Here is a 22,624-nt window from a genome sequence, read left to right on the forward strand (position 1 = left end):
TTTGTTCTTGTTGCCAAGAACGAATTGACTGTGCACTATTATTTTTACTTTTAAAAAAGTAAATTAAAACCAGCTCAAGGCTGAATCTATTAATAGCTTATGGTCACTCAGTTCAATTGAGACTCTAAATTTTTTGCTCTCCTTCAATCTAAGAAAGAAGGTTCGCTGTTAGAACTCAATCTGTACGAGTGCCCACACAGATGATTGCTTCATATTTTTAAAGAACGTTGCGATGATTAAGCGCTTTGCTTTATCTCGCTAGGGCTGCGAACTTTACGCTTTCCTATTTTTTTGTCAACACTTAATTTTAAACATTTTCTTAAGTGAAAAGCTAAATTAAGTTTTACTTGACGCTGACTCGTTTCAGTTTGCTTTTCAGCGTGTTGCTCCGTGTCAGTGGGGTCGCATTATAGGGAGATCCTTTTTTTGATCAAGCCTTTTTTAATGAAAATCTTCATTAATTTTCAACTTTAGAAACATACAGATATACACACCAAAAACTCACAAGTTACCCACAAAAACCTGTGCATAAATAAAAGGTATAGAGCCCTAGTTACATAAAGTAAGGCTACAAGGCATTGTCCTACTCACTATAAATACTGAAACTAGCACTCATAAAAAAAACATCTACAAATGTAGATGTTTCTTATGCATATAAAACAACCGTTAATTAACGAACAAAGATATGCGCTGTTTGACTTGCGGATAAACTCGAGATGTTTGTATCTTTATACATACCACCCGTGTATGCATAAATATTTGAGTAATTTAGCATTGTGTAGTCAGTCCCAGATGTAGAACAACCACTCGCTTCATGCCAATATAATTTTAAGCGATGCTCTCCTGACTGATTTGGAGCTTCTCCTAATGTATCTTGTAAAGGCATGCAGCTCGCTGTGTTTAATACTGCAATATCAGCAATTGCATAGCTACCCGTAGCGGGTGTTATCGCCATTAATTCTTGCGTCGTACTTTTATACTTAAGCCATTGCTCATCAGTTAAATGATAATTATCATCAAAGCTTGTAATATTCTGAGTCTCTGAAAAATAATTGATAATATTTGGGTAAGCACTATAGTCGACAGTAGTAACGTACCTCACCCCCATCAATGTCCAGCCCCCCCCTTTCGTTTCCATATCACAATAAGTTGTAAACTCAGGCATATTACCTAGACCATCCGCATCTAGCTTATAAAAACCGGATGCTGCACTTGCATCTCTATCTAGCACTGCTTTACAACTTACTGGGGCTGGCTCTGGATGGACATTTTTGCTTGCTCTAATAGAAACGGTATCATTCCCCCGTTTAGTGATACTCTGAGCAAACAAATGACCTTCAACGTCAAGTACATTCACTACCTCTGTAATATGGGTTGTTTCTACATCCTTTGATTGCTCTTCTTCCAGATGCAATTCATGTGTATTAAATTTTACTGCATTATGATCTGCGTAGATCTGGTCAATTTTATATTTAACGCCAGAATCAAGCTCACCTTCTTTGTTAGGCGCATATACTGCCAAGTAAGCTACAGTTTGAGACACATGAGTATTAGCCTCACCTTTAAGTTCTTGATATTGAATTTGAGCATCAAAGTCTAACTGAGTAACATTACTCACTCTACCAACATATGGGAACGCATCATTTTCTGATTGAGCGCTTAAAAACAAATATGGTGCTTGTGGCAGTTTTTGTGTGAATGCAATTGTTTTAGACGTAGTTCCTAATTCAACACTTCCTACCTCCCAAATTGAACCATCGAGTAATTCATGGCGCCCTTTGGATAATGTAAGGCTTGACGCCGTTTCATTCGCATGAGCCCCGTCTAAATATTCCCACTCACTAAAACGGATAGTAACAGTGCCATTCAAGTTGTCTTTAACTGATACCACCCCTGGTTCAGTCTCATTGAAGCTGGCAACACCCGCAATAACCAGCTGTGAGTCTAACTGGTTTTTAATAACGCCTTGCTCATTAATAGTGTGTTCTTGTAATTCAAATGCTTGTACTGATAATGAGCTAAGAACTGCGAGGTTTAGTAAGGTTTTTTTAAACATTTTGTATCATCCTTATAAAAATAAATATTTTAATTCAGTCACTTAAGATATAAAGCAAACTAATGTACAGTTTAAATCAACAATTATAAAAAATATAGGCTTAATTCAATAACATAAGCGCTAGCATCCCGTTAAACCACCATCTAAACTCTGTCATTTACATCAGAAAGAATGGAACATAAATAAAAATATGAAGAAAAGTCATAATTCAAAAATAGGCAAAGCTAGAGTACTCAGCTTACACGTATTCGAATAGAGAGAATTGATACGATCACTGTATAAACTTTAATAGCTTAACGCCAGTAATGACAACACAAGAAGGAAAACAAAACTTATATTGGATGGAAATAACCACTTGGGTAATATTAAGTTAGATTTAAAAATAAAATAATTAATAAAGGAGTATTTTAACAGAAAGATATTTAAATAGAATGGTGCCCGGGGCCGGACTTGAACCGGCACGTCCTTACGAACGAGGGATTTTAAATCCCTTGTGTCTACCAATTCCACCACCCGGGCATCGGGTTTGCTTTCGCATGTGGAGTATTACTAATAATGGAGGCGGAACCCGGAGTTGAACCGAGGTAGACGGATTTGCAATCCGCTGCATAGCCACTCTGCCATTCCGCCATATTTGTTAAAGTTTGGAGCGAGTAACGAGGCTCGAACTCGTGACCTCGACCTTGGCAAGGTCGCGCTCTACCAGCTGAGCTACACTCGCATAATTATGCGTATTTAACTTTTAAAGTTAAATGATATCTTCGCAAACTTTAAACTTTATTCCCTAATTTGATTGGAGCGAGTAACGAGGCTCGAACTCGTGACCTCGACCTTGGCAAGGTCGCGCTCTACCAACTGAGCTATACTCGCAATCAAATGGTGCCCGGGGCCGGACTTGAACCGGCACGTCCTTACGAACGAGGGATTTTAAATCCCTTGTGTCTACCAATTCCACCACCCGGGCATCGGGCTGCTTAAGCATTTAGATTGGAGCGAGTAACGAGGCTCGAACTCGTGACCTCGACCTTGGCAAGGTCGCGCTCTACCAACTGAGCTATACTCGCAATCTAAATTTAGTGTCTTAACACTAATTAGAATGAGAACTCTCAATCTAAAATGGTGCCCGGGGCCGGACTTGAACCGGCACGTCCTTACGAACGAGGGATTTTAAATCCCTTGTGTCTACCAATTCCACCACCCGGGCATCGGGTTGCTTTCGCATGTGGAGTGTTGAGATGTGGAGGCGGAACCCGGAGTTGAACCGAGGTAGACGGATTTGCAATCCGCTGCATAGCCACTCTGCCATTCCGCCAAACATAATCAAAATTGGAGCGAGTAACGAGGCTCGAACTCGTGACCTCGACCTTGGCAAGGTCGCGCTCTACCAACTGAGCTACACTCGCTTTTTGATTTAAAGGACATACTGCCCTCTCAACACGGACGCATTCTACAGAAGTTATGATATGCGTCAATAAAAAAAATGAATGTTTTTAACCGTTTGCTTATTTTTTATCTAAAGCGCTCTAATTATAAACATTTTACCTAAGATTTAGTCAATTCTGACTTTGCTGCATATAGATAAGAAAGCATTGAAGTCACTGTTAATAAGGTAGCAACTGCTAAAAGTGCATAACTTAATGTGATCATCCATGGCGCATACTGCCAAATAAGGCCCATAATGGCTAACATTTGTGCTGCCGTTTTTATCTTACCCATGTTTGATACTGCCACATTATTTCTTTTACCCTGTTCAGCCATCCATTCCCTTAATGCTGAAATAACAATTTCCCTACTAATAATGATAACCGTCGCAATGGTAACAAATACATTTTGATAGTATGTAGCCAACATAACTAAGGCGACACTCACCATGACTTTATCGGCAACAGGATCTAAGAACGCACCAAACGGCGTTGACTGCTGAAGTTTACGTGCTAAATAACCATCTAGAATATCCGTTACTGCCGCTAACCAAAATATAAAAGCGGCTGCAAAAAATGCCCATGAATAAGGTAAATAGAATAAAACTGCGAATACAGGGATTAGTAACAACCTAAATGTTGTCAGTGTGTTTGGAATATTCCACATAACTACTTAGTGAGATCTTTTTTTGTATGTTCGCATGAATGATCAAGCTTTGTCATGCAAATGGTTAAATATCTTTTCAGCCGTTTGCGGGCTGATCCCAGGAACTTGCTTTAATTGATGGATGTTAGCAGCTTTCACCCCTTGCATACCACCTAGGTATTTAAGTAAAGCTTGTCTACGCTTCTGACCTACTCCTTCTATTTCTTCTAATAACGATTGTGTGCGCTGTTTTTGACGCTTATTTCTGTGCCCCGCAATGGCAAAACGATGTGATTCATCACGAATATGCTGAATCAGATGCAGGGCTGGCGAGTCTGATGCGATGTTTACGGTACGCCGTCCGCCATCAATCAATAATGTTTCGAGCCCTGGCTTACGCCCTTCACCCTTTGCAACACCAATTAACAATGGCATTTTATCTAGTGTCCAGCTTTCAAAAAATGCCTCAGCCCTACCTAACTGACCTTTACCGCCATCTATAAAAATGACATCAGGGACTTTTTCTTCATCTTTTAATTTTCCATAACGCTTATTTAATGCAAAGCTCATAGCGGCATAATCATCGCCTGGCGTAATACCTTCAACGTTAAAGCGTCTATATTCTTTATTATTAGGTCCTTGTCCATCAAATACAACACACGATGCGACGGTGTTTTCTCCCATGGTGTGACTTATATCAAAACACTCCATTCTTTTTATATCGCTCAACTGCAATGCTTCTTTTAATAATGCATAGCGTTTATTAATGGAGTCTTGGGCACTTTGTTTAACAGCAATACTGTTTGCTGCATTTTTGTTTGCTAGGGCCAAATACTGTGCTCGCTCACCTCGTAGCTGCGATTTCAATAGCACCTTACGCTCAGCCACTTCCCCAAGAGCAGATGCTAAATCTTCTTGTTCTTGCAAAGCCATGGGTAAAATAACCTCTTTGGCTATACGGCTGGTGCCAGCACTGCCCAAATAATATTGCCCAATAAACGCAGTTAAAATTTCATCTGCTTGCGAATCTTTAGGTACTTTAGGGAAATAGGTCTTGGTTCCTAGTATTTTATGATCTCGGATCATAAGCATATGGACAGCACTTAAGCCATTTTGCTGTACAAACCCAATTACATCCATTTCTGCAAAGTTTCCGGCAACTGACTGTTGCTCTTGCATTTGCCTAAGCAATGCAATTTGGTCTCGTACTTTAGCCGCAAGCTCAAAATCGAGAGCCATACTCGCCTTTTCCATGCGTTCAACTAACTTTGCGATCACTTGTTGTGATTTACCACTTAAAAATTGACGCACCATATCAACTTGATCAGCATAATCATCGTCAGAAACTTTGCCAACACAAGGCGCAGCACACCGCTTAAGTTGATGTTGTAAACAGGGCCTGCTTCGCGCTCTATAGTATGCATCTTCACATTGTCGAACGGGGAATATCTTCTGCATAAGTCGTAAGCTTTCAGATACCGCAGCACTGCTTGGAAATGGGCCGAAATACTCCCCTTTATATTTTCGACTACCTCGATGAAACGCCAAACGCGGATGTTTATGACCACTTAACAATATATACGGATAAGACTTATCGTCGCGCAGCAATATATTGTAGCGAGGTTGGTATTTTTTTATAAGGTTATTTTCAAGCATGAGCGCTTCGGTTTCTGTATTGGTCAGTGTAACGTCCATACTGACTATATTACTGACTAACACTCGCGTTTTACTATCTGGAATATTAGCCCGAAAGTAACTAGAAACCCGTTTTTTAAGGTTTTTCGCTTTTCCAACATAAATAACCTGATGTTCGCAATCATACATGCGATATACACCAGGCTCTGTCGACAAAGTTTTTAAAAATGCTTTATGATCAAATGACGTCATTTAAACAAAAAATCAATGGGTGGTATCAATGTCTATCATTTTATGTCTAATGGCTAGATGTGTCAGCTCAACGTCACCACCCACATTTAACTTTTCAAACATTCGATATCGATAACTGTTCACTGTCTTTGAGCTTAAATTTAAGCGTTCCGCTATATCCTGCGCCTTTTCACCTTTTGTGATCATCAGCATGATTTGTAATTCACGCTCCGACAAGGATTGAAAAGGGTTTTCATCATTACGACCACTGAACTGAGCCAACGCAATTTGCTGCGCAATTTCCGGGGCAATATATCTTTGCCCAGCATTCACAGCACGAATTGCATTTATCATTTCATCGGGCCCAGCCCCCTTTGTTAGGTAACCATGGGCACCAATTTGCATCACTTTACTTGGAAATGGATCTTCGCAATGTACGGTTAAAACGATCACTTTAACATCTGGGCAATAACGACAAATCTTTTTTGTCGCCTCAAGCCCGCCAATGCCCGGCATATTCATATCCATTAAAACGATGTCTGGCTCGTTCTGGCGACAATAAGTGACAGCCTCTTCACCAGTTTTAGCTTCACCGACCACTTTAAAGCCACGTACGTCATCTAATATACGTTTGATACCTGTTCTTACAAGTTCATGATCATCAACTAAAAGTACGTTAATCAATGGCTGATCCTCTTAACTAATTCTTGGTAATTACACATTTATAATGCAACTCCTTGAGAGTACCACATAAATTTACAAAGCATACTAAACAAAATTACATCTGAAGATAAAAATACTAAAAAGAAATGAAAAAGACTGAGCTTTTATCACCCAGTCCCCTTTATGGGTATTATTGAGCTAAGATTTGTCTGAAAATCGATTCACCCAAAGCGCAATTACACCATCACCCGTCACATTACATGCTGTGCCAAAACTATCTTGTGCTAGGTATAAAGCAATCATAAGTGCCACAGCCGCTTCATTAAAGCCTAACATAGAAGTCAATAAGCCTAATGCTGACATCACTGCACCACCAGGTGCGCCAGGCGCTGCAATCATTACAATACCCAGCATAAAAATAAACGGTAGCATTGACATAAACGGTGGCACACTCATCTCCGGTGATAATAACATCACCGCCATCGCGCAAGTTACTATCGTAATCGTCGAACCTGATAAGTGAATAGTAGCACATAAGGGTACGGAGAAGTTTGCCACTTCATCTTTTACGCCATTTGCTTTGCTTGCTTTAAGTGAAACGGGGATGGTTGCTGCACTCGACATCGTTCCAATTGCAGTAAAATAAGCAGGTAACATGTTTCTCAGTAATTCAAGCGGGCTGCGTTTCAAAAGTATGCCACTTGCTGTATATAAAACAGCTAACCAAATCCAATGCATTACTAACGCTGCAATGAGGACAATACCAAAAGTACTTAGCGTATCAGCGACAGTTCCTGCCTTTGCCATTTCAGCAAATACACCAGCAATATAAAATGGTAACGCTGGTATGATCACTTTAGCCAGTAATGCGTCAATAACCTCACGGCCTTGATCAGTAACCTGTTTTAGAGTGGTTAAGTTCAACTGGCTGATACCAATACCAAAAATAAATGCTGTTGCCAAAGCCGTCATTACACCCATTAAAGGTGGTACTTCTATAGCTATCAAGCTTTCAATATGACTGGCTTCAGTGGCTTGAAAAGTCATTGCGCCATCAAAGAATGGAATAAATGCATTAACAACTAATACTGCAAGCATACCGGCTATCACTGTTGAGCCATATGCGAAACCCACTGTTTTACCCAATAAGTGACCAGACCCTTTTGGCAACCCTGCAATACCAGACGCGATAAAAAACAAAATGATCAACGGGATGGTAAAACTAATCAACTGGCCAATAATGACTTTTGCAGTATACAAAAGCTCCACTAAAATCATAGGGAGATAAAAGCCAGCTAAAATTCCGCCAACAATACCTGCAATAAGCTTTAAAATTAATGACATAATAATTCTCAATCTAAAAAGGTGGGCTTTTTTACCATGTTTTTAGCAAAAAATGTTAAAAATTCGGTGATCAACAATTATCTGGGCTTATTAAAATGCGCTTTACCGCGTACCAATTGTTAAGCAAATTAAAATGTCTTTTAATACAAGTCAACTTATGTGTAAAACTTGCATCAACAATGATAAAAAAAATATTATTTGCGTCTTTTGTGCTCATCCCATTGGCAGCACATTGCACAGAGAGTGCTAGCCAGCTTCCTTATATTGACCAATCAGCAACAATTGATGGCGAACTCAATGAACCCGTTTGGAAACAAGCCAAAAAAATTACTATCGATAATATAACTTGGCCCCACGAAAACATACCTAGCCCTGTAAAAACGAGCGCCTATGTTTACGAGAATGGCACCTCTTTGTTTATTGGCTTTCAAGCTCTCGATCCAGAGCCATCAAAAATTCGCGCGTTTTTTAGAGACAGAGATAGGGCGTGGGATGATGATCTTGTCGGTATTAAAATAGACTCATTTAATAACAATCGCTCTGCCTATCAATTTTTCATTAATCCCTTAGGTGTACAACAAGATTCAATCGAAAATGAGCTCACTAATAGCGAAAGTACATCATGGGATGGAATATGGGACAGTGCTGGAAAAATTCACACTACAGGGTATACCGTGGAAGTAGAAATACCATTGCGTGTTTTAAACTTTGACGATAGCACCGATGTAAAGACCATGGCCATGGAATTTCTACGATTTTACCCCCGAAATGAACGCCTTAGGCTCTCGAATATGCAACTGACACATGCAAATAGTTGCTGGATTTGTCAAATGCCCGTGTATTCAGGCTTTGAAAAAGCCAAACAAGGCAACAATATCGCCATAATCCCCTCCCTTGTGCTTGGTAAATCAGAAACGAGAGACATCGATGGTTCTGATATCAACGACTGGGATAGCAATAATAATACTGAGCCAGGCCTTGATGTAAAATGGGCAATAACACCAGACATGACTTTAAATGCCACACTTAATCCGGACTTCTCGCAAGTAGAAGCTGATACAGGGCAATTAAGTGTTAACAATAGCTTTAGTCTATTCTTCCCAGAAAAACGCGCTTTCTTCTTGGATAACACCGATTATTTCTCCTCTTACACCAACCTTATTCATACCCGTAACGTTGCTGCACCTGATTACGGCGTCAAATTCACCAGTAATAAGCAAGGTCATACATTGGCTGCATTCATCGCTAACGATGAGCACTTAAACGTTATGATCCCCGGTAATTTGGGCTCTCGTGTTGTTACTTTAGAGCAAAAAAGCGATAACGCAGCCCTGCGGTATCGATATGATTTCGGTAATACACTATCCGTTGGTACCACGGCAACACTCAGACAAAGCGATAATTATAGTAATCAGCTAATGAGTATTGATAGTAAGTATCAACCAACCTCAAATGACACCTTAAAATTACAGTTATTCGCTTCAGATACCGAATACTCTCAGCCCTTTATCGATGAATTATGCGATGGTGAAAATGGGGATTGCGACGCTCTGCCGAAAACACCATGTGAACAATTTAAAGACTGTGACTATGATGAAAGTACCTTGCGAGTCCTAAATAGTGATGACACAACAGGTACTGGATACCTTATCAATTATGAACATAACCAAAAGTATTGGCGCATGTTTGGAAGCTATCGAAATCATGGGGCTGGGTTAAGATCTGATTTAGGCTTTATGTCACAAGTTGACTTTAACAAATTGGTTACTGGGTTTGAATATCGCTGGTACGGAGAAAAAGATAATTGGTGGAACCGGGCAAACTGGTACTCCGATTGGGATATAACCCATAATGAAGATGGCGAATTACTAGAAAAAGAAGTACAAACCAATTTTGCTGTCAATGGCCCGCTGCAAAGTAAGCTTGATGTTGGTATAGAACATAGAAAGCGAACAGGCCTTCGCCATAATGAGGCACAACTGAATATAAATAATAATACGGATCGCTTCACCGAGAATAGAGTATGGACCTATATGGAATTCAAGCCTCTTTCCGGCGTGTTCGCAAGTTTAAATTTAAGAACGGGTAATAAACTTGATTTGAAGAATAACCGGTTAGGGAAACAATATTTTGCACGGCCAGTTATTAATGTCAATTTAGGAAAGCATTTTGAGGTGCGTTTACGCCACACTTATGAAAAGCTTGAAGCACAAAGCTCTGACGTCTATACCGCAAACTTAACTGATATGCGACTAACCTACCAGTTTAACATTCATAGCTATTTAAGGCTCGCAGTGATCCGTACCGACATAGACCGTAACCTAGCCAATTATATCGACGCGGATGTCAACGCAACCTACAAAGGGCTCAGCACTCAACTTCTGTACAGTTATAAAATTAACCCTCAAACGGTATTTTTTGCAGGCTACTCAGATAATGGGTATCAAGATGATGATCTAAATAAGATCATTAAAGATAACAAAACTTTTTTTGCAAAGTTCAGTTACGCTTGGTTAATATAGGAATAACAAACAGTTTTTTTATTTCTTTTGGCTATAAGCAATTTTAATATATCTTATAGCCATTCTTTACTTCTTTTTTCACTAAAGCCAAGTAAAGTGTGACAATAAGCAAACCTAAGTACTTAAGGGAACACAATGTCTAAAATTTTCGCTGACAACAGTCAAACTATTGGTCAAACACCCGTCGTCAAACTTAACCGTGTTACAGGTGGCAACGTATACGCCAAAATAGAGGCACGCAACCCGAGCTTTAGCGTCAAATGTCGTATTGGTGCATCAATGATTGGGGATGCAGAAAAATCAGGGCTATTAACTGAAGGTAAGGAAATCATAGAGCCTACTTCAGGTAACACCGGGATTGCACTGGCATTTGTAGCAGCCGCACGTGGTTACAAACTAACCCTAACCATGCCAAACACAATGAGCTTAGAGCGTCGTAAGCTACTTAAAGCATTAGGTGCTAATTTAGTACTGACAGAAGGTGCTAAGGGTATGAAGGGGGCCATCGATAAAGCAAATGAAATTTTAGCTAGCGACCCAAGTAAGTATATTTTACTACAACAATTTGAAAACCCAGCTAACCCTCAGATCCACTTTGAAACTACTGGCCCAGAAATTTTTGAAATAATGGATGGTAACGTAGACTTTTTCGTAGCTGGCGTAGGTACGGGCGGTACAATTACTGGTACGACTCGTTACTTGAAAAAAGAGAAAGGGTTAGATGTTAAAGCGATAGCCGTTGAGCCTGTTGACTCTCCTGTTATTACACAGACCCTTGCTGGTGAAGAAGTTAAGCCTGGTCCACATAAAATTCAAGGGATCGGTGCAGGCTTCATTCCTGGAAACCTTGATTTAGAGTTAATCGATGGTACAGAGCTTGTTTCAAATGAAGATGCAATTGCTATGGCACACCAGCTAATGAAACATGAAGGTATTCTGGTAGGTATTTCATCAGGCGCTGCTGTTGTTGCTGCAAAACGCTTAGCTGAAAAGCCAGAAAATGCAGACAAAAATATTGTGGTGATTTTACCAAGTGCAACAGAACGTTATTTATCTAGTCCAATGTTTGCTGACGAGTTCTCTGAACAAGAATTAGTACAGTAATTTCATTTACTAGTAAAAACCGGCATTAAGCCGGTTTTTTTATGCCTGCTACTTTTAATTAAATAATGGAAAATAAACCAATTTTCCCTACACTTGCATTATAAAGTAACTGAACTGATTCTATAGGTCGCTATTAATGCATTGGCTTTTGTTAATTTTTCTCGTTTTAACGCCCACTCACGTGCAAGCAGCTATCAATGTTGGCTATTTTAAAAATGCGACATACCAACTGGTGCAAGGCAAAAAATATGAAACAGGTTATTTGTACAATGAAACTGGTTCCAAGGGTCAACTTCATGTCGTCACGCTAGATTGGCCACCCTATATCGGCAACGCATTGTGTAATAAAGGTTGGGTGTTTCAGTTTGCTGTCTCATTATTAGCAGAGCAAGGGTATAGTGTTTTTATTGAATTTTTACCATGGGCTAGAGCTGTTAGGGCAGCCGAACTCGGTAAAGCCGATATATTAATGCCTGAGTATTATATTGAAGACTCTGCCCCCTCAGATTATGTAAAAAATAAAACTCGACGGGAAGTGCTTGCGCTCTCAAATGCATTCTCTGGTGGCGAAATTGGCTTTTTAAAACGTAAAGGTGACGCAGACCGATTTAACGGTAACTTGAATTCTCTCAAAGGAGAAAAAATAGGGGTTGTTAGAGGCTATCAAAATACCCCAAAATTTGATGCCATGATGGATAATAACGAGTTTGCAATTGTTGAGGCCGTCGATGATCTGCAGTTAGTTAAATTATTGGTTGGAGGCCGTGTTAACTTAATCATTGGTGATCCTAAAGTCCTGCGTTTCACAGTTAATTACTCTGATCTATCAAAGCCAGAAAAGGTCACCTTATTAAGAAATATAGAAAATGAATCGCTGCCCATAAAATATAATCACCTTTACTTTGCATTAAGTAAACAAAAGGCAAAATGGCGTACTGTGTTATCCGATATCAATCGTGCTTTGTACATGTTTGAAAACAGTGAAGAAACCAATCGCATTATTGAAATGGGAAGCTCTGAGTGTTACTAAGTTAAACACTCAGAATAGCTTATACGGCTATATTTCATCACCTGCACGTATGCGTGCTTGTCGCTCCTGCTCTTCAGCCATAGCAGCGCTAATTTCATCTAGCACAGCACTGACATCTGCGCTGTGTAGCTCTTCCTCAAAGACTCCTGTCAATACCGAGTTTGGGGTCAAGTTTCCTTCTTCAAACAATGCCCACATCTCTTTGGCGTAGTTTGTGTGTAATAGTGCAGGTGCATATTCACCATAGTATCGACGCATGTTATTTACATCTCGCTCAAACATTGCCTTTGCACTGTTATTTGCAGATGCGTTCACCGCTTGAGGCAAATCAATAATAACCGGGCCAGCACCATCAACGAGTACATTAAACTCTGATAAGTCACCATGTATTAGCCCAGTACATAACATAAGCCGAATATAATGCATCATTAATGTATATTGTCTGATTGCTTCTTCTTCAGACATGCTAACCGCGCCAAGTTGAGGGGCTACATTACCCTCGTCATCTGACACTAACTCCATAAGTAACACGCCATCAACACAGCAATAACTTGCCGGTACCCTGACACCCGCAGCGGCGAGTCGAGATAAAGCATCAACCTCTGCGTTTTGCCAAACTTCTTCCTCAAGTTGACGACCGTAATTAGAGCGCTTATTCATCGCTCGAGCTTGACGGCCTCCGCGTACCTTTCGTCCTTCTTGATATTGCGCAGCCTTTTTAAAGCTGCGTTTCATCGCATCTTTATATACTTTTGCACAGCGAATGTGTTCGCCACATCTTACAACAAAAACATCTGCTTCTTTGCCACTCATTAACCGACTAAGTACTGCATCAATTAAGCCATCATCAACCAATGGCTGTAAACGTTTAGGTATTTTCACGGGGTCCCTGTTAGGTTATTAACATCACGTTGGATGCATTATGGTTGCACACTTATTAGGTCGCAAGCTCAAAAAACGAGCTTTGATTCGCGTACCCACATTTCATTATTTTATCGTAACACTACTTGATCACTAAAGGATAGCCTTTGTGCATGGTTAGAGATAGTCAACTTAATCAGGCACAAACATAGCATTATTTAATAGCCTCAATAAAATCAATAAAAAAGGGCCGCTTGGCCCTTTTTACAATTCAGCGTCAAAGCCTACAGACTACTTTGCACTTTTTTAAATAACTCTTGGATACGTTCATGAGGCTCAGAGGTCGCTAAGCTCACAACCACAATCGCAATTGACGATACAATAAAGCCAGGCACTATTTCATAAATATGGCTACTTAAGCTTTGCCCTGCAATCTCAATCGGTGCATATATCCATACTAATACCGTTACAGCACCCGATACCATACCAGCCAAAGCACCTGCAAAATTCATCCGCTGCCAGAACAAACTCAGCAGTACTAATGGTCCAAACGCAGCACCAAATCCAGCCCATGCATTACTCACTAAATCTAAGATTGAGCTGTTTCTGTCATGCGCCAAATAAATCGCTAAAATAGCAACTGCCGCAACACTAATGCGCCCTATTAAAACCAGCTCTTTATCCGTCGCATTTCGGTTAATGAAAATTTTGTAAAAATCTTCCGTTAAGGAGCTTGAACTCACCAGTAATTGTGAGGAAATCGTACTCATGATGGCGGCCAAAATTGCTGCTAATAAAAAGCCTGCAATCAACGGGTGGAATAATAACTCAGACAACACCAAGAAGATTGTTTCAGGGTCTTTTACAACAATGCCATTTTCATATGTATACGCTGCACCAAATACACCGGTTGCGACTGCACCAAGTGCTGCGATGATCATCCAGCTCATACCGATACGACGTGCTGTCGGCATATCCTTAACACTTCTGACCGACATAAAGCGTACAATGATGTGTGGTTGACCAAAATACCCCAGCCCCCAAGACATCGCAGAAATAATCCCAATTGCGCCACCCGCACCAATCCACGTAAGCATTTGTGGATTAACCGCATTGAGTGTTGATGACAAAGGATTGTCTAAGAGTGAATAAGTGACTGCTGGCACTAATATTAGCGCAATGAACATAATACAGCCTTGTACAAAGTCGGTTAAGCTTACCGCTAAAAATCCACCAAACAATGTATAAAGAACAACCACACCAGTCGTAATGTATAGCCCTGATTCGTAACTCATACCAAATGAGTTTTCAAACAGCTTACCACCAGCTACCACGCCTGAAGAGGTATAAAGTGTGAAGAAAACAATGATAACCAGTGCTGACACAATGCGTAATGCATTGCCTTTATCTTCAAAGCGATTAGCAAAGTAATCAGGTATGGTGATAGCATCATTTGCTAGTTCAGTGTAAACACGTAACCTTGGTGCTACTAATAAGTAGTTTAACCATGCACCAATCACTAAACCAATTGCTATCCAAGTGCTGCTAAACCCAGTGACAAACATAGCCCCGGGTAAACCCATTAAGATCCACCCACTCATGTCAGATGCACCCGCTGATAAAGCAGCAACGCTTGGTGACAAGCTGCGTCCACCGAGCATATAACCTGATACATCACTGGTAGATTTACGGTAGGCATACAACCCAATGCCCAACATAACCACAAAATATAGTACTAGCGAAATAATCGTACCTAATTCCAAAGCTATCTCCTTCGTTTTGAGCATTCTTGTCAATGAAAATTATCCAACAACCGCCTTTCTGATTGTCATTAAATAGAATGCTTTATTAGTTTTGCGTGACTATAACACGTCTCTTTCCTCTACCCCAGTGCAGCGAGTTTATCCAGTAAATATGCGTGATAAAGCATCGTTCCAGCTGATAAATCCATACCAAAAGATGAAACAATCCGAAAAAAATAATGAATTACTACTCAACATCACTTATATTGACTTTAAAGTTGTATTAAATGAGAGCAGTTGTAGATGTATTTTTATGCGGCGCGCCAACCTATTTTAGACATTAATAAAGAATTAGTGGGCTATGAATTACTTTTTCGTGATGGTGTTGATAATGTTTTCCCCAATATTGACGGTGACGAAGCAACTTCTCGTTTAATCGAAGGTAGTCAATTTAACTTTGGCCTAGATGACTTGACTGATAATAAACCTGCCTATATTAACTTTACACTTGAAACCATACTCAAAGGCTACCCAACGATGCTCAGTCGCGAGCAAGTTGTGATTGAGATTTTAGAAACAGTTCAGCCCGGAAAGCGCCTTCTTGCAGCAGTGCAAGATTTAAAAGACAAAGGCTATACAATTGCCCTTGATGACTACCAACATCAAAAGGTATGGCGCCACTTTTATCCGTTTATCGACCAAATCAAAGTCGACTTTATAACCACCTCTCATGAGCAAATTGTTGAAATTATTGATGCCACTAAATCTTTTAGCAATATAAAGCTGGTCGCGGAAAAAGTAGAGACCTACGAACAATATCAACAGGCCATTGAATGGGGGTTTAGCTTATTTCAAGGGTTCTTTTTTGCCAAACCCGAAATGGTACAAAGCAAAGCACTGCCCCCGTCAGAAATGGCGCTCGCAGAACTTTTATATGAAACCTCCAGCGTTGATGTAGATTTACAGAGGATCACTGGCGTGTTTGAACGTGATGTTAACTTGTCATACAAATTATTAAGGTATTCCAATTCGGCAGCCTTTAAACGCAGAGCCGAGATCAGCACCATTAAACAAGCACTTATTGTGCTTGGTAATGCCGAGCTAAAGAAGTTTCTATCTTTACTTTTTGCCGCTCAAGTGTCTGCTGAAAAGCCTATGGAATTAATAAAGCTGTCGTTAACTCGGGCACGTTTTTGTGAGCTACTTGCGACACAAAAACATGATAAACATCATATCGGTACCGCTTTCCTAACTGGCATGATGTCATTAATGGATGCCATACTTGATGAAACTATGGATAGTGTAATGAATAAGTTGCCCTTGGTCATTGAAATTAAAGATGCATTGCTCGAAGCCAAAGGGACTTTAGCTGACTATTTATCTATCGCGACAGAATATGAACAAGCTCAATGGGATAAAGCACAAGTAAACTGTAATAAAATTAATCTAGACCCCGCTTGCCTGCCCGAAATTTATAATGATGCCGTTAGTTGGAGTAACGAACAAATGCAGGTGATCGAGCGCTAAAGTACACCTTACGTCCCATAAATAAAACTAATTATCTCGTTACACCTTTGACTTACATCAAAGGTAAGTCAAAACTTCTCACAGTGCGACAATCTGTCACACTGCAAGCAACACACAAATCTATAAAATCCATCATAATTTAATGACTTGAGACATTATGATGGAAAAAACAATTCTGAGCATTGCATTGCTCACGGCAATAAGTGCTCACGCTGACAACTCTGCTCTCGAACGTATCGTCGTCGTTGCTCCTATGCATTCGCCCCTTGATATAAAAACAGATCCTAAATTACCTCGCCAACCACTCCCTGCACAAGACGGCGCTGACTTACTATCTAGTATTAGCGGTTTTTCCTTAATAAAAAAAGGGGCCGCAAGTAGTGATCCGGTGTTTCGAGGTATGGCGGGTTCTCGACTAAACATCATAACCGACGGTGGCCTTACTCTTGGCGGGTGTGGCAATCGAATGGATCCGCCCACGGCATATATTACGCCGCAATCCTATGACTCGCTAACCGTCATAAAAGGACCACAAACCGTATTGTATGGTTCAGGAAATAGCGCTGCAACCGTGGTCTTTGAGCGAACGAACGAGCGACTGGAGCAAACCGGTCTTTCAGGGTTTGCAAATATGGTCGCTGCCAGTGCCCAGCGCAGAAGTGTCAATACTGACGTAAAAGCAGGTACTCAAGATTATTATATGAGATTTGCAGGCAGCTACAGCCGTGCTGATGATTTTTCCGATGGCGATAATACGCCTATTCATTCGAAATACAAACGCTGGAATGCCGACACTGAGTTTGCCTATACCCCCGCTGATGATAAAATCATCAGCTTCACTTATGGGCGCAGTGATGGTGAAGTCGCATATGCTGATCGCATGATGGATGGTAGCCTATTTGATAGAACGCACTCAGCAATAAAAACTGATTGGGCAATAGACCATGCTTTTATTAAAAATGTCGAAGCTCAGTGGTATTACAACAATGTCGATCATGTAATGGATAACTATAGCCTGCGTCCGTTTTCCGCAAATATGATGATGAAACACCCCACCGCATCTAATCCTGATCGCCGTACTCATGGGGGTAAAATCGTACTAGACGCGTATTTTGATGACACAAACTCGGTAATATTTGGTGTTGATCATCAGCAAGACCGTCATCGAAACCGGGTTAGTCGAAACCAACCCATAACGCCTTATGAAACACTGGCTCGTATCACGGATGGGGAATTTAAAAAAACCGGAATTTTTGCTGAATATGAGCACAGCCTCAATACTAAACAACAGATTGTTTCAGGTCTTAGGCTCGATCACTGGCAGGCAACAGATAAACGCCAAAATATTTCGGTGATGATGAAAACAACGCCTAACCCTACCGCATCTTTAACCCGCGAAGACACCTTATGGAGTGGCTTTGCACGATTACAGCAACAAAATAACAATAGCAGCTACTTTGTTGGCCTGGGCCACACTGAGCGATTTCCTGATTATTGGGAGTTACTAGGCGGTGGACGTCAAAGCCCTAACAGCCTCAGTGCCTTTGGTACCGAAATTGAAAAAACTAACCAAATCGATGTGGGGATGTTACACAAAGCCAAACAATGGCAAGGATCAATTTCTCTCTTTTACAGCCATATTGACGACTACATTCTAACTGATAATTTATATGGTAATGCAGCGATGACAAAAAAAGTCACGCGTAATGTCGATGCACAAACTTATGGCTTTGAAGCGGATATCAGTTATGACCTAACCAAAAACTGGGTCACAGGTGCGAGCATTAACTATGTGCGTGCCAGTAATTTATCTGATCATATCCCGCTGGCACAGCAGCCACCTTTGCAGGCACGCTTTACACTCGATTATCAACGCACAAACTGGCATATTGGGATGCTTTGGCGTGTGGTCGCAGCTCAGCACCGCATTGCTATCGGCCAAGGTAATATCGCAGGACAAGACATTTCAAAATCAACGGGCTTTGGTACATTAGCGCTCAACGCCAGTTACAGTCAATCAGACTCGCTTGATTGGAGTGTCGGTATCGACAATTTACTTGATAAAACCTACAGTGAGCATCTAAGTAAATCAGGCAGCGCAGTCAGTGGCTACCCTCAAATAGGCAAGATCAACGAAGCTGGTCTCACTCTTTGGCTCAACGCTAACTGGCGGTTTTAATCACTCATAACGTTTCAGGGTGTGTGGTTTTGCTTTATTAAAGCCCCTACCCTGATACACTAATACAACGACACAGCACATTATTAAACGGTATCAATGTACGACCAGCAAGCACTACTTAAAGCCATAAATACAAAAATGCCCTTTGGAAAATACGCAGGAACGCCTTTGCTACTGTTACCAGAACCCTATGTGGTATGGTTTAAACAAAAGGGGTTTCCAAGCGGTCCCTTAGGAGAGCAGTTGGCTATGATCTACGAAGTCAAACTGAATGGGCTTGAACAGGTACTTATGCCATTGCTTAAGCCAGATACCCGTTAGTGCTGCAATCAAAACAATTATTAGCGCCAAATATAAAAAGTGGTCTCACTTAACTTTATCGCTCGTTTCTTTTAATTGTATGCTCTGTGGTGTTGTCTTAGCCCCTTTATTTACCCATTTACTAGGTAACAGAGCCTTAAACCCTAAACGTATTGGTTTAACATAAATGGCTAGTAAGGAATCATGCCCCGCATCATACTTCCCTACTCCAATGGTAATATCAGGTGCTTGTGACGCACGTATCAATGAACCATACAACCGATCCCAAATGGCCAATGCCGAGCCTAAATTAGTATCGAAATGCAATGGATTATCACTATGATGAATTTGATGCTGGGCAGGACTGATAAACCAACGTTCTAATCTATCGCCCCATGTAAAACGAATGTGTGAATGCCTAAGGTTGGCGCCAAAAATATTAAATATAAATACGAAGGCATTTGCGCCAAGTATGTCATACATACTCAACCCCGTGCCAAACAAATGATAACCAAACCCTACAACGATGCCTTGCGTCAATGCCATTCGACATGCATAAAAATAACTTTCTATTGGGTGTGAGCGATAAATTGTAAAGGGAGTCAGTACTTTCGCCGAATGATGCACTTTATGTATTTCCCATAAGCAAGGCACCTTGTGCAAAGCTAAGTGCAATAGAAAACGCGTTAAGTCATCGACAATAAACAACATTAAAGTAAAGACTGCAATCACGGCAGTACCAGACCATGGCAAATGCAGTGGCGCACCAAATAAAGATTCAAGCGTATCAGTAATAAAAATAGCAACTGGCACCATAGTTAACACAATGGGGGCAAACGTCAGTGCTTTAATTAAGGTATTGGTAATAAGTAAGGTGTAATCTAACCGCGCACTTTGACAAAGCCACACTTGTTTGGGGAATAAAAATTTGAAAAAGCCTCGGCCAGAACGAGCCGTGGTACTAGCAAAGTACACTGGCAGTGCCAAAATAATCGCACTTAGTAAGTAAGGAATATAAATACGCTTATTTGCATCAAACAAATACGTTGGTAATGCAGCTAGACTTTGCCACAACTGTTCTAGCATTATCCTCTCCTATGTCGCGACCTAGAAAAAAGGGCCAACTGAGTTGACCCTAGCTTATAACCTAGTATCAATCGTTAAAATTGATATTTAAACCCTGCCGATATCTGTCTTGGTTTACTAGGGCGAGCGCCATATGGGCGGCGACTCACGATTTCAGTATCATCCAATAAGTTATCAACTTTAACATAAATGCGGCCATAGTTGTTTATGTCATAGCTCGCCGATAAATCAACGGTAACATTGGAAGGCGTTTGGAAACCTGATAGAACAGCGCCATCACCCGCCACTTCTTCCATATCACCCACATACTTAACCGCAGTAGTTATACGCCAGTCAGCACTTGAAAGCCCAATCGTGAAAGACGCTTGATGGGTTGGTAAGTATGGCAATGAATCGCCTTTTTGTACCGAGCCCCACTGAGGAAATACAGAGTTAAAATCTGACTTAAATTCACTTTCTGTGTACGTGTACACAAAACTATATGGAATTTCTAAGTGAAGGTTAAGTGGGTAAGACTGTGACAACTGTGCTTCAAGCCCATATACATCAACTTCACCCCCACTGAATGTTTCTTCTCCGCATATTCCTGCGTTCGATTGCCCACACGTTTCAGTCAGGTTTTTATAATCATTGAAAAAAGTGACTAACTCTAGTTGGGTTACACCATCATTGAAGCGCCCACCAAACTCATAATTAATACTTGTCTCAAGTTCTTCAGTTGCGCTACGCGCTGGTGCTGATGGCACAAACCCTTTATGCACACCAAACAATAATCCAGACTCTTCCGACAATTTATAGAAACCACTGACACTTGGTAACCAAATACGCGTGGTTTTATCTTGAAAATTATTGGCATTTCGATTGTCGTGATGGTGCATGTCCATTAACTCACCACGCACACCTACGCCCAAAGTTAACGCATCAACCGTGATCTGATCTTCAACATACACTGACCATGCTTTTGTCGACTCAACATTCTGAGTTTGAGGACGAACACCAAACCCGGTATCTGTGGCAATACCGTCAACCATGCTGTATGTTTCTTCAAAATGCTTACGCTCAATTTCATCTTCATGATAACGTAACCCTGCTGAAAGCGTATGTTCAAACCCCAACAAGTCAAAGTCAAAACGGCCATCAACTTGTAACCCTTGAGAATAATACTCACGATCATTAGTTCCCATATTTAGGTAATAAGTCGTGTCTCCAGGTGAAACTGAATTTTGCTGCCCTGAAATAACGCGATACTGTGAGTCGTAACGTTCAGCATCAGATAGAATGGTTGACAGATCTTCGTCTACTTTATTTAATTGCTGATTTAACAAGCCATTGAGTTTACGCCATGCACGTTCATAGTCATTTCTGTATAAACGTGTCGTCAGCTTAAAGTCATCTGCATCAAGATAATGCGAGAACATGATTTGCTGATGTTCTGTTTCCATTAATGCCGGCTGTGACGCAGCATATCGGCGATATGGCGTATCAGCAAAGTCTTGCTCTGTTAATCCTAAATAAGTTTCATCTGACTCTTCATCTGAATAAGAGAGCTTTAATGCAAATGTGTGGTCAAATTCACCTTGGCGCATGGTGTAATTAAACTTGGCCAAAATATCATTCTTTTCAAAGCCAGTATCACCACCACCATCAAGGTCTTTAAACCCATCCGCTTTGAGTGATACACCTTCAATTAAAAAGCCCACATTATTAACCACAGAGCCAAAGTGGCCATGTGCTTTTTGATAGCCATCAGAGCCAGCCGCAATATCAATGCCCCCTTCTGAAAACTCAGGGATTTGACGCGTGACTAGGTTAATAGCACCCGCAACAGTTTGAGGCCCGTGTTTAATTGCCGCAGGGCCTTTAAATACTTCTACAGCCGTCATTCTTGTTGAAACAGGAAAATAATAAGCTGCCGGTGCTGAATAAGGAGATGGGCCTATTAATACACCATCTTCCATAATGGTAATTTTTTTGCTCCGCTCAGGCGTTACCCCACGAAAACCAATGTTAGGACGCAAACCATAACCATCTTCTTCACGAATATTAACACCCGGAACAGACCCTAAAATACGGTGGATATCATCATACTCAAACTTTTCTAACTCCGCTTCAGTTAACAAAGTAGCTGAACCTGCTTCCGTTCTCAGTTTGTCGTAATGACTCAAAATTTGAATATGTTCTAATTCGCCATCATCAGCAGGATTATCTGCTGCCACAGCGTGCGGTATTGCTAACACAACCGCCAGTGCGAGTAATGATTTTTGCATAAAAGGACCC

The 22,624-nt window shown here is 40.8% G+C and carries 15 protein-coding genes, 9 tRNA genes and 1 pseudogene; 7 read left to right on the top strand and 18 right to left on the bottom strand.

Annotation, left to right across the window (positions count from 1 at the left end):
• Window positions 1-670: 670 nt before the first annotated feature.
• The 14 genes from PCIT_RS00065 to PCIT_RS00130 all read right to left on the bottom strand — a co-directional run bounded on the left by PCIT_RS00065 (window position 671) and on the right by PCIT_RS00130 (window position 7,996).
• Entirely contained in the window at window positions 671-2,056 is a 1,386-nt protein-coding gene (locus tag PCIT_RS00065; RefSeq protein WP_010367133.1) for a fibrinogen-like YCDxxxxGGGW domain-containing protein, read from the bottom strand.
• Window positions 2,057-2,488: 432 nt separating this feature from the next.
• Window positions 2,489-2,575 (bottom strand) — tRNA-Leu (locus PCIT_RS00070).
• Between the two features lie 37 nt (window positions 2,576-2,612).
• Window positions 2,613-2,686, bottom strand: a tRNA-Cys gene (locus PCIT_RS00075).
• Window positions 2,687-2,701: 15 nt separating this feature from the next.
• A tRNA-Gly gene (locus tag PCIT_RS00080) sits at window positions 2,702-2,777 on the bottom strand.
• 73 nt (window positions 2,778-2,850) lie between these two features.
• Window positions 2,851-2,926, bottom strand: a tRNA-Gly gene (locus PCIT_RS00085).
• 7 nt (window positions 2,927-2,933) lie between these two features.
• Window positions 2,934-3,020, bottom strand: a tRNA-Leu gene (locus PCIT_RS00090).
• Window positions 3,021-3,044: 24 nt separating this feature from the next.
• A tRNA-Gly gene (locus PCIT_RS00095) sits at window positions 3,045-3,120 on the bottom strand.
• 53 nt (window positions 3,121-3,173) lie between these two features.
• Window positions 3,174-3,260: transfer RNA gene (locus PCIT_RS00100), tRNA-Leu, on the bottom strand.
• Window positions 3,261-3,294: 34 nt separating this feature from the next.
• A tRNA-Cys gene (locus PCIT_RS00105) sits at window positions 3,295-3,368 on the bottom strand.
• Between the two features lie 15 nt (window positions 3,369-3,383).
• Window positions 3,384-3,459: transfer RNA gene (locus PCIT_RS00110), tRNA-Gly, on the bottom strand.
• Between the two features lie 139 nt (window positions 3,460-3,598).
• Entirely contained in the window at window positions 3,599-4,144 is a 546-nt protein-coding gene (gene pgsA / locus PCIT_RS00115; protein ID WP_010367135.1) for a CDP-diacylglycerol--glycerol-3-phosphate 3-phosphatidyltransferase, read from the bottom strand.
• 42 nt (window positions 4,145-4,186) lie between these two features.
• Window positions 4,187-6,010, bottom strand: a complete 1,824-nt coding sequence (gene uvrC / locus PCIT_RS00120; RefSeq protein ID WP_010367137.1) for an excinuclease ABC subunit UvrC — start codon at window positions 6,008-6,010, stop codon at window positions 4,187-4,189.
• A 12-nt stretch (window positions 6,011-6,022) separates the two neighbouring features.
• Window positions 6,023-6,673 (bottom strand): UvrY/SirA/GacA family response regulator transcription factor, encoded by a 651-nt coding sequence (uvrY, locus tag PCIT_RS00125; protein ID WP_010367139.1) that lies wholly within the window; start codon window positions 6,671-6,673, stop codon window positions 6,023-6,025.
• Between the two features lie 177 nt (window positions 6,674-6,850).
• Window positions 6,851-7,996, bottom strand: a complete 1,146-nt coding sequence (locus PCIT_RS00130) for a dicarboxylate/amino acid:cation symporter (RefSeq protein ID WP_010367141.1) — start codon at window positions 7,994-7,996, stop codon at window positions 6,851-6,853.
• 179 nt (window positions 7,997-8,175) lie between these two features.
• Here PCIT_RS00130 and PCIT_RS00135 point away from each other — a divergent pair, with 179 nt between their 5' ends.
• From PCIT_RS00135 to PCIT_RS00145, 3 genes are all read left to right on the top strand, one after another.
• On the top strand, window positions 8,176-10,518 hold the full coding sequence (locus PCIT_RS00135; RefSeq protein WP_040697751.1) for a carbohydrate binding family 9 domain-containing protein: 2,343 nt from the start codon (window positions 8,176-8,178) through the stop codon (window positions 10,516-10,518).
• 135 nt (window positions 10,519-10,653) lie between these two features.
• Complete coding sequence (gene cysK, locus PCIT_RS00140) at window positions 10,654-11,622, top strand: cysteine synthase A (protein ID WP_010367145.1); 969 nt, start codon at window positions 10,654-10,656, stop codon at window positions 11,620-11,622.
• A gap of 136 nt (window positions 11,623-11,758) precedes the next feature.
• On the top strand, window positions 11,759-12,652 hold the full coding sequence (locus PCIT_RS00145; RefSeq protein ID WP_010367147.1) for a substrate-binding periplasmic protein: 894 nt from the start codon (window positions 11,759-11,761) through the stop codon (window positions 12,650-12,652).
• A gap of 27 nt (window positions 12,653-12,679) precedes the next feature.
• Here the strand turns inward: PCIT_RS00145 and PCIT_RS00150 are convergent, their stop codons facing one another.
• Both PCIT_RS00150 and putP read right to left on the bottom strand, forming a co-directional pair.
• The gene (locus PCIT_RS00150) at window positions 12,680-13,534 is read right to left on the bottom strand and encodes a PA4780 family RIO1-like protein kinase (protein WP_010367149.1); all 855 of its coding nucleotides are present in this window, start codon (window positions 13,532-13,534) and stop codon (window positions 12,680-12,682) included.
• A gap of 263 nt (window positions 13,535-13,797) precedes the next feature.
• Window positions 13,798-15,276 carry a sodium/proline symporter PutP gene (gene putP, locus PCIT_RS00155; protein ID WP_010367151.1) on the bottom strand — a complete coding sequence of 493 codons (1,479 nt, stop codon included), beginning with the start codon at window positions 15,274-15,276 and terminating at the stop codon, window positions 13,798-13,800.
• 282 nt (window positions 15,277-15,558) lie between these two features.
• Here putP and PCIT_RS00160 point away from each other — a divergent pair, with 282 nt between their 5' ends.
• The 4 genes and pseudogenes from PCIT_RS00160 to PCIT_RS23315 all read left to right on the top strand — a co-directional run.
• On the top strand, window positions 15,559-16,782 hold the full coding sequence (locus PCIT_RS00160; protein WP_010367153.1) for an EAL and HDOD domain-containing protein: 1,224 nt from the start codon (window positions 15,559-15,561) through the stop codon (window positions 16,780-16,782).
• Between the two features lie 157 nt (window positions 16,783-16,939).
• Window positions 16,940-18,961: a TonB-dependent copper receptor gene (locus PCIT_RS00165; RefSeq protein WP_021032309.1), complete on the top strand. Its 2,022-nt coding sequence runs from the start codon at window positions 16,940-16,942 to the stop codon at window positions 18,959-18,961.
• A gap of 96 nt (window positions 18,962-19,057) precedes the next feature.
• Window positions 19,058-19,282 carry a DUF3820 family protein gene (locus PCIT_RS00170; protein ID WP_010367157.1) on the top strand — a complete coding sequence of 75 codons (225 nt, stop codon included), beginning with the start codon at window positions 19,058-19,060 and terminating at the stop codon, window positions 19,280-19,282.
• A pseudogene (locus tag PCIT_RS23315) lies at window positions 19,233-19,361 on the top strand (hypothetical protein); the annotation flags it as partial. The gene PCIT_RS00170 and the pseudogene PCIT_RS23315, both read left to right, overlap by 50 nt.
• Here the strand turns inward: PCIT_RS23315 and PCIT_RS00175 are convergent.
• Window positions 19,328-20,347 (bottom strand): sterol desaturase family protein, encoded by a 1,020-nt coding sequence (locus PCIT_RS00175; protein ID WP_010367159.1) that lies wholly within the window; start codon window positions 20,345-20,347, stop codon window positions 19,328-19,330. The pseudogene PCIT_RS23315 and the gene PCIT_RS00175 sit on opposite strands and share 34 nt — an antisense overlap.
• Before the next feature lie 74 nt (window positions 20,348-20,421).
• Window positions 20,422-22,614 (bottom strand): TonB-dependent receptor family protein, encoded by a 2,193-nt coding sequence (locus PCIT_RS00180; protein WP_010367161.1) that lies wholly within the window; start codon window positions 22,612-22,614, stop codon window positions 20,422-20,424.
• Window positions 22,615-22,624 lie beyond the last annotated feature (10 nt).

The organism is Pseudoalteromonas citrea (genome assembly GCF_000238375.3).
GTDB classification, from domain to species: Bacteria; Pseudomonadota; Gammaproteobacteria; order Enterobacterales; family Alteromonadaceae; genus Pseudoalteromonas; species Pseudoalteromonas citrea.

Bases quoted from the DNA above. Each gene is read 5' to 3' on its own strand.
- cysK (WP_010367145.1), top strand. From the start codon at position 10,654: ATGTCTAAAATTTTCGCTGACAACAGTCAAACTATTGGTCAAACACCC.
- PCIT_RS00065 (WP_010367133.1), bottom strand. From the start codon at position 2,056: ATGTTTAAAAAAACCTTACTAAACCTCGCAGTTCTTAGCTCATTATCA.
- PCIT_RS00130 (WP_010367141.1), bottom strand. From the start codon at position 7,996: ATGTCATTAATTTTAAAGCTTATTGCAGGTATTGTTGGCGGAATTTTA.
- PCIT_RS00145 (WP_010367147.1), top strand. From the start codon at position 11,759: ATGCATTGGCTTTTGTTAATTTTTCTCGTTTTAACGCCCACTCACGTG.
- PCIT_RS00180 (WP_010367161.1), bottom strand. From the start codon at position 22,614: ATGCAAAAATCATTACTCGCACTGGCGGTTGTGTTAGCAATACCGCAC.
- PCIT_RS00175 (WP_010367159.1), bottom strand. From the start codon at position 20,347: ATGCTAGAACAGTTGTGGCAAAGTCTAGCTGCATTACCAACGTATTTG.
- PCIT_RS00165 (WP_021032309.1), top strand. From the start codon at position 16,940: ATGATGGAAAAAACAATTCTGAGCATTGCATTGCTCACGGCAATAAGT.
- uvrC (WP_010367137.1), bottom strand. From the start codon at position 6,010: ATGACGTCATTTGATCATAAAGCATTTTTAAAAACTTTGTCGACAGAG.
- pgsA (WP_010367135.1), bottom strand. From the start codon at position 4,144: ATGTGGAATATTCCAAACACACTGACAACATTTAGGTTGTTACTAATC.
- PCIT_RS00170 (WP_010367157.1), top strand. From the start codon at position 19,058: ATGTACGACCAGCAAGCACTACTTAAAGCCATAAATACAAAAATGCCC.
- PCIT_RS00135 (WP_040697751.1), top strand. From the start codon at position 8,176: ATGATAAAAAAAATATTATTTGCGTCTTTTGTGCTCATCCCATTGGCA.
- PCIT_RS00160 (WP_010367153.1), top strand. From the start codon at position 15,559: ATGTATTTTTATGCGGCGCGCCAACCTATTTTAGACATTAATAAAGAA.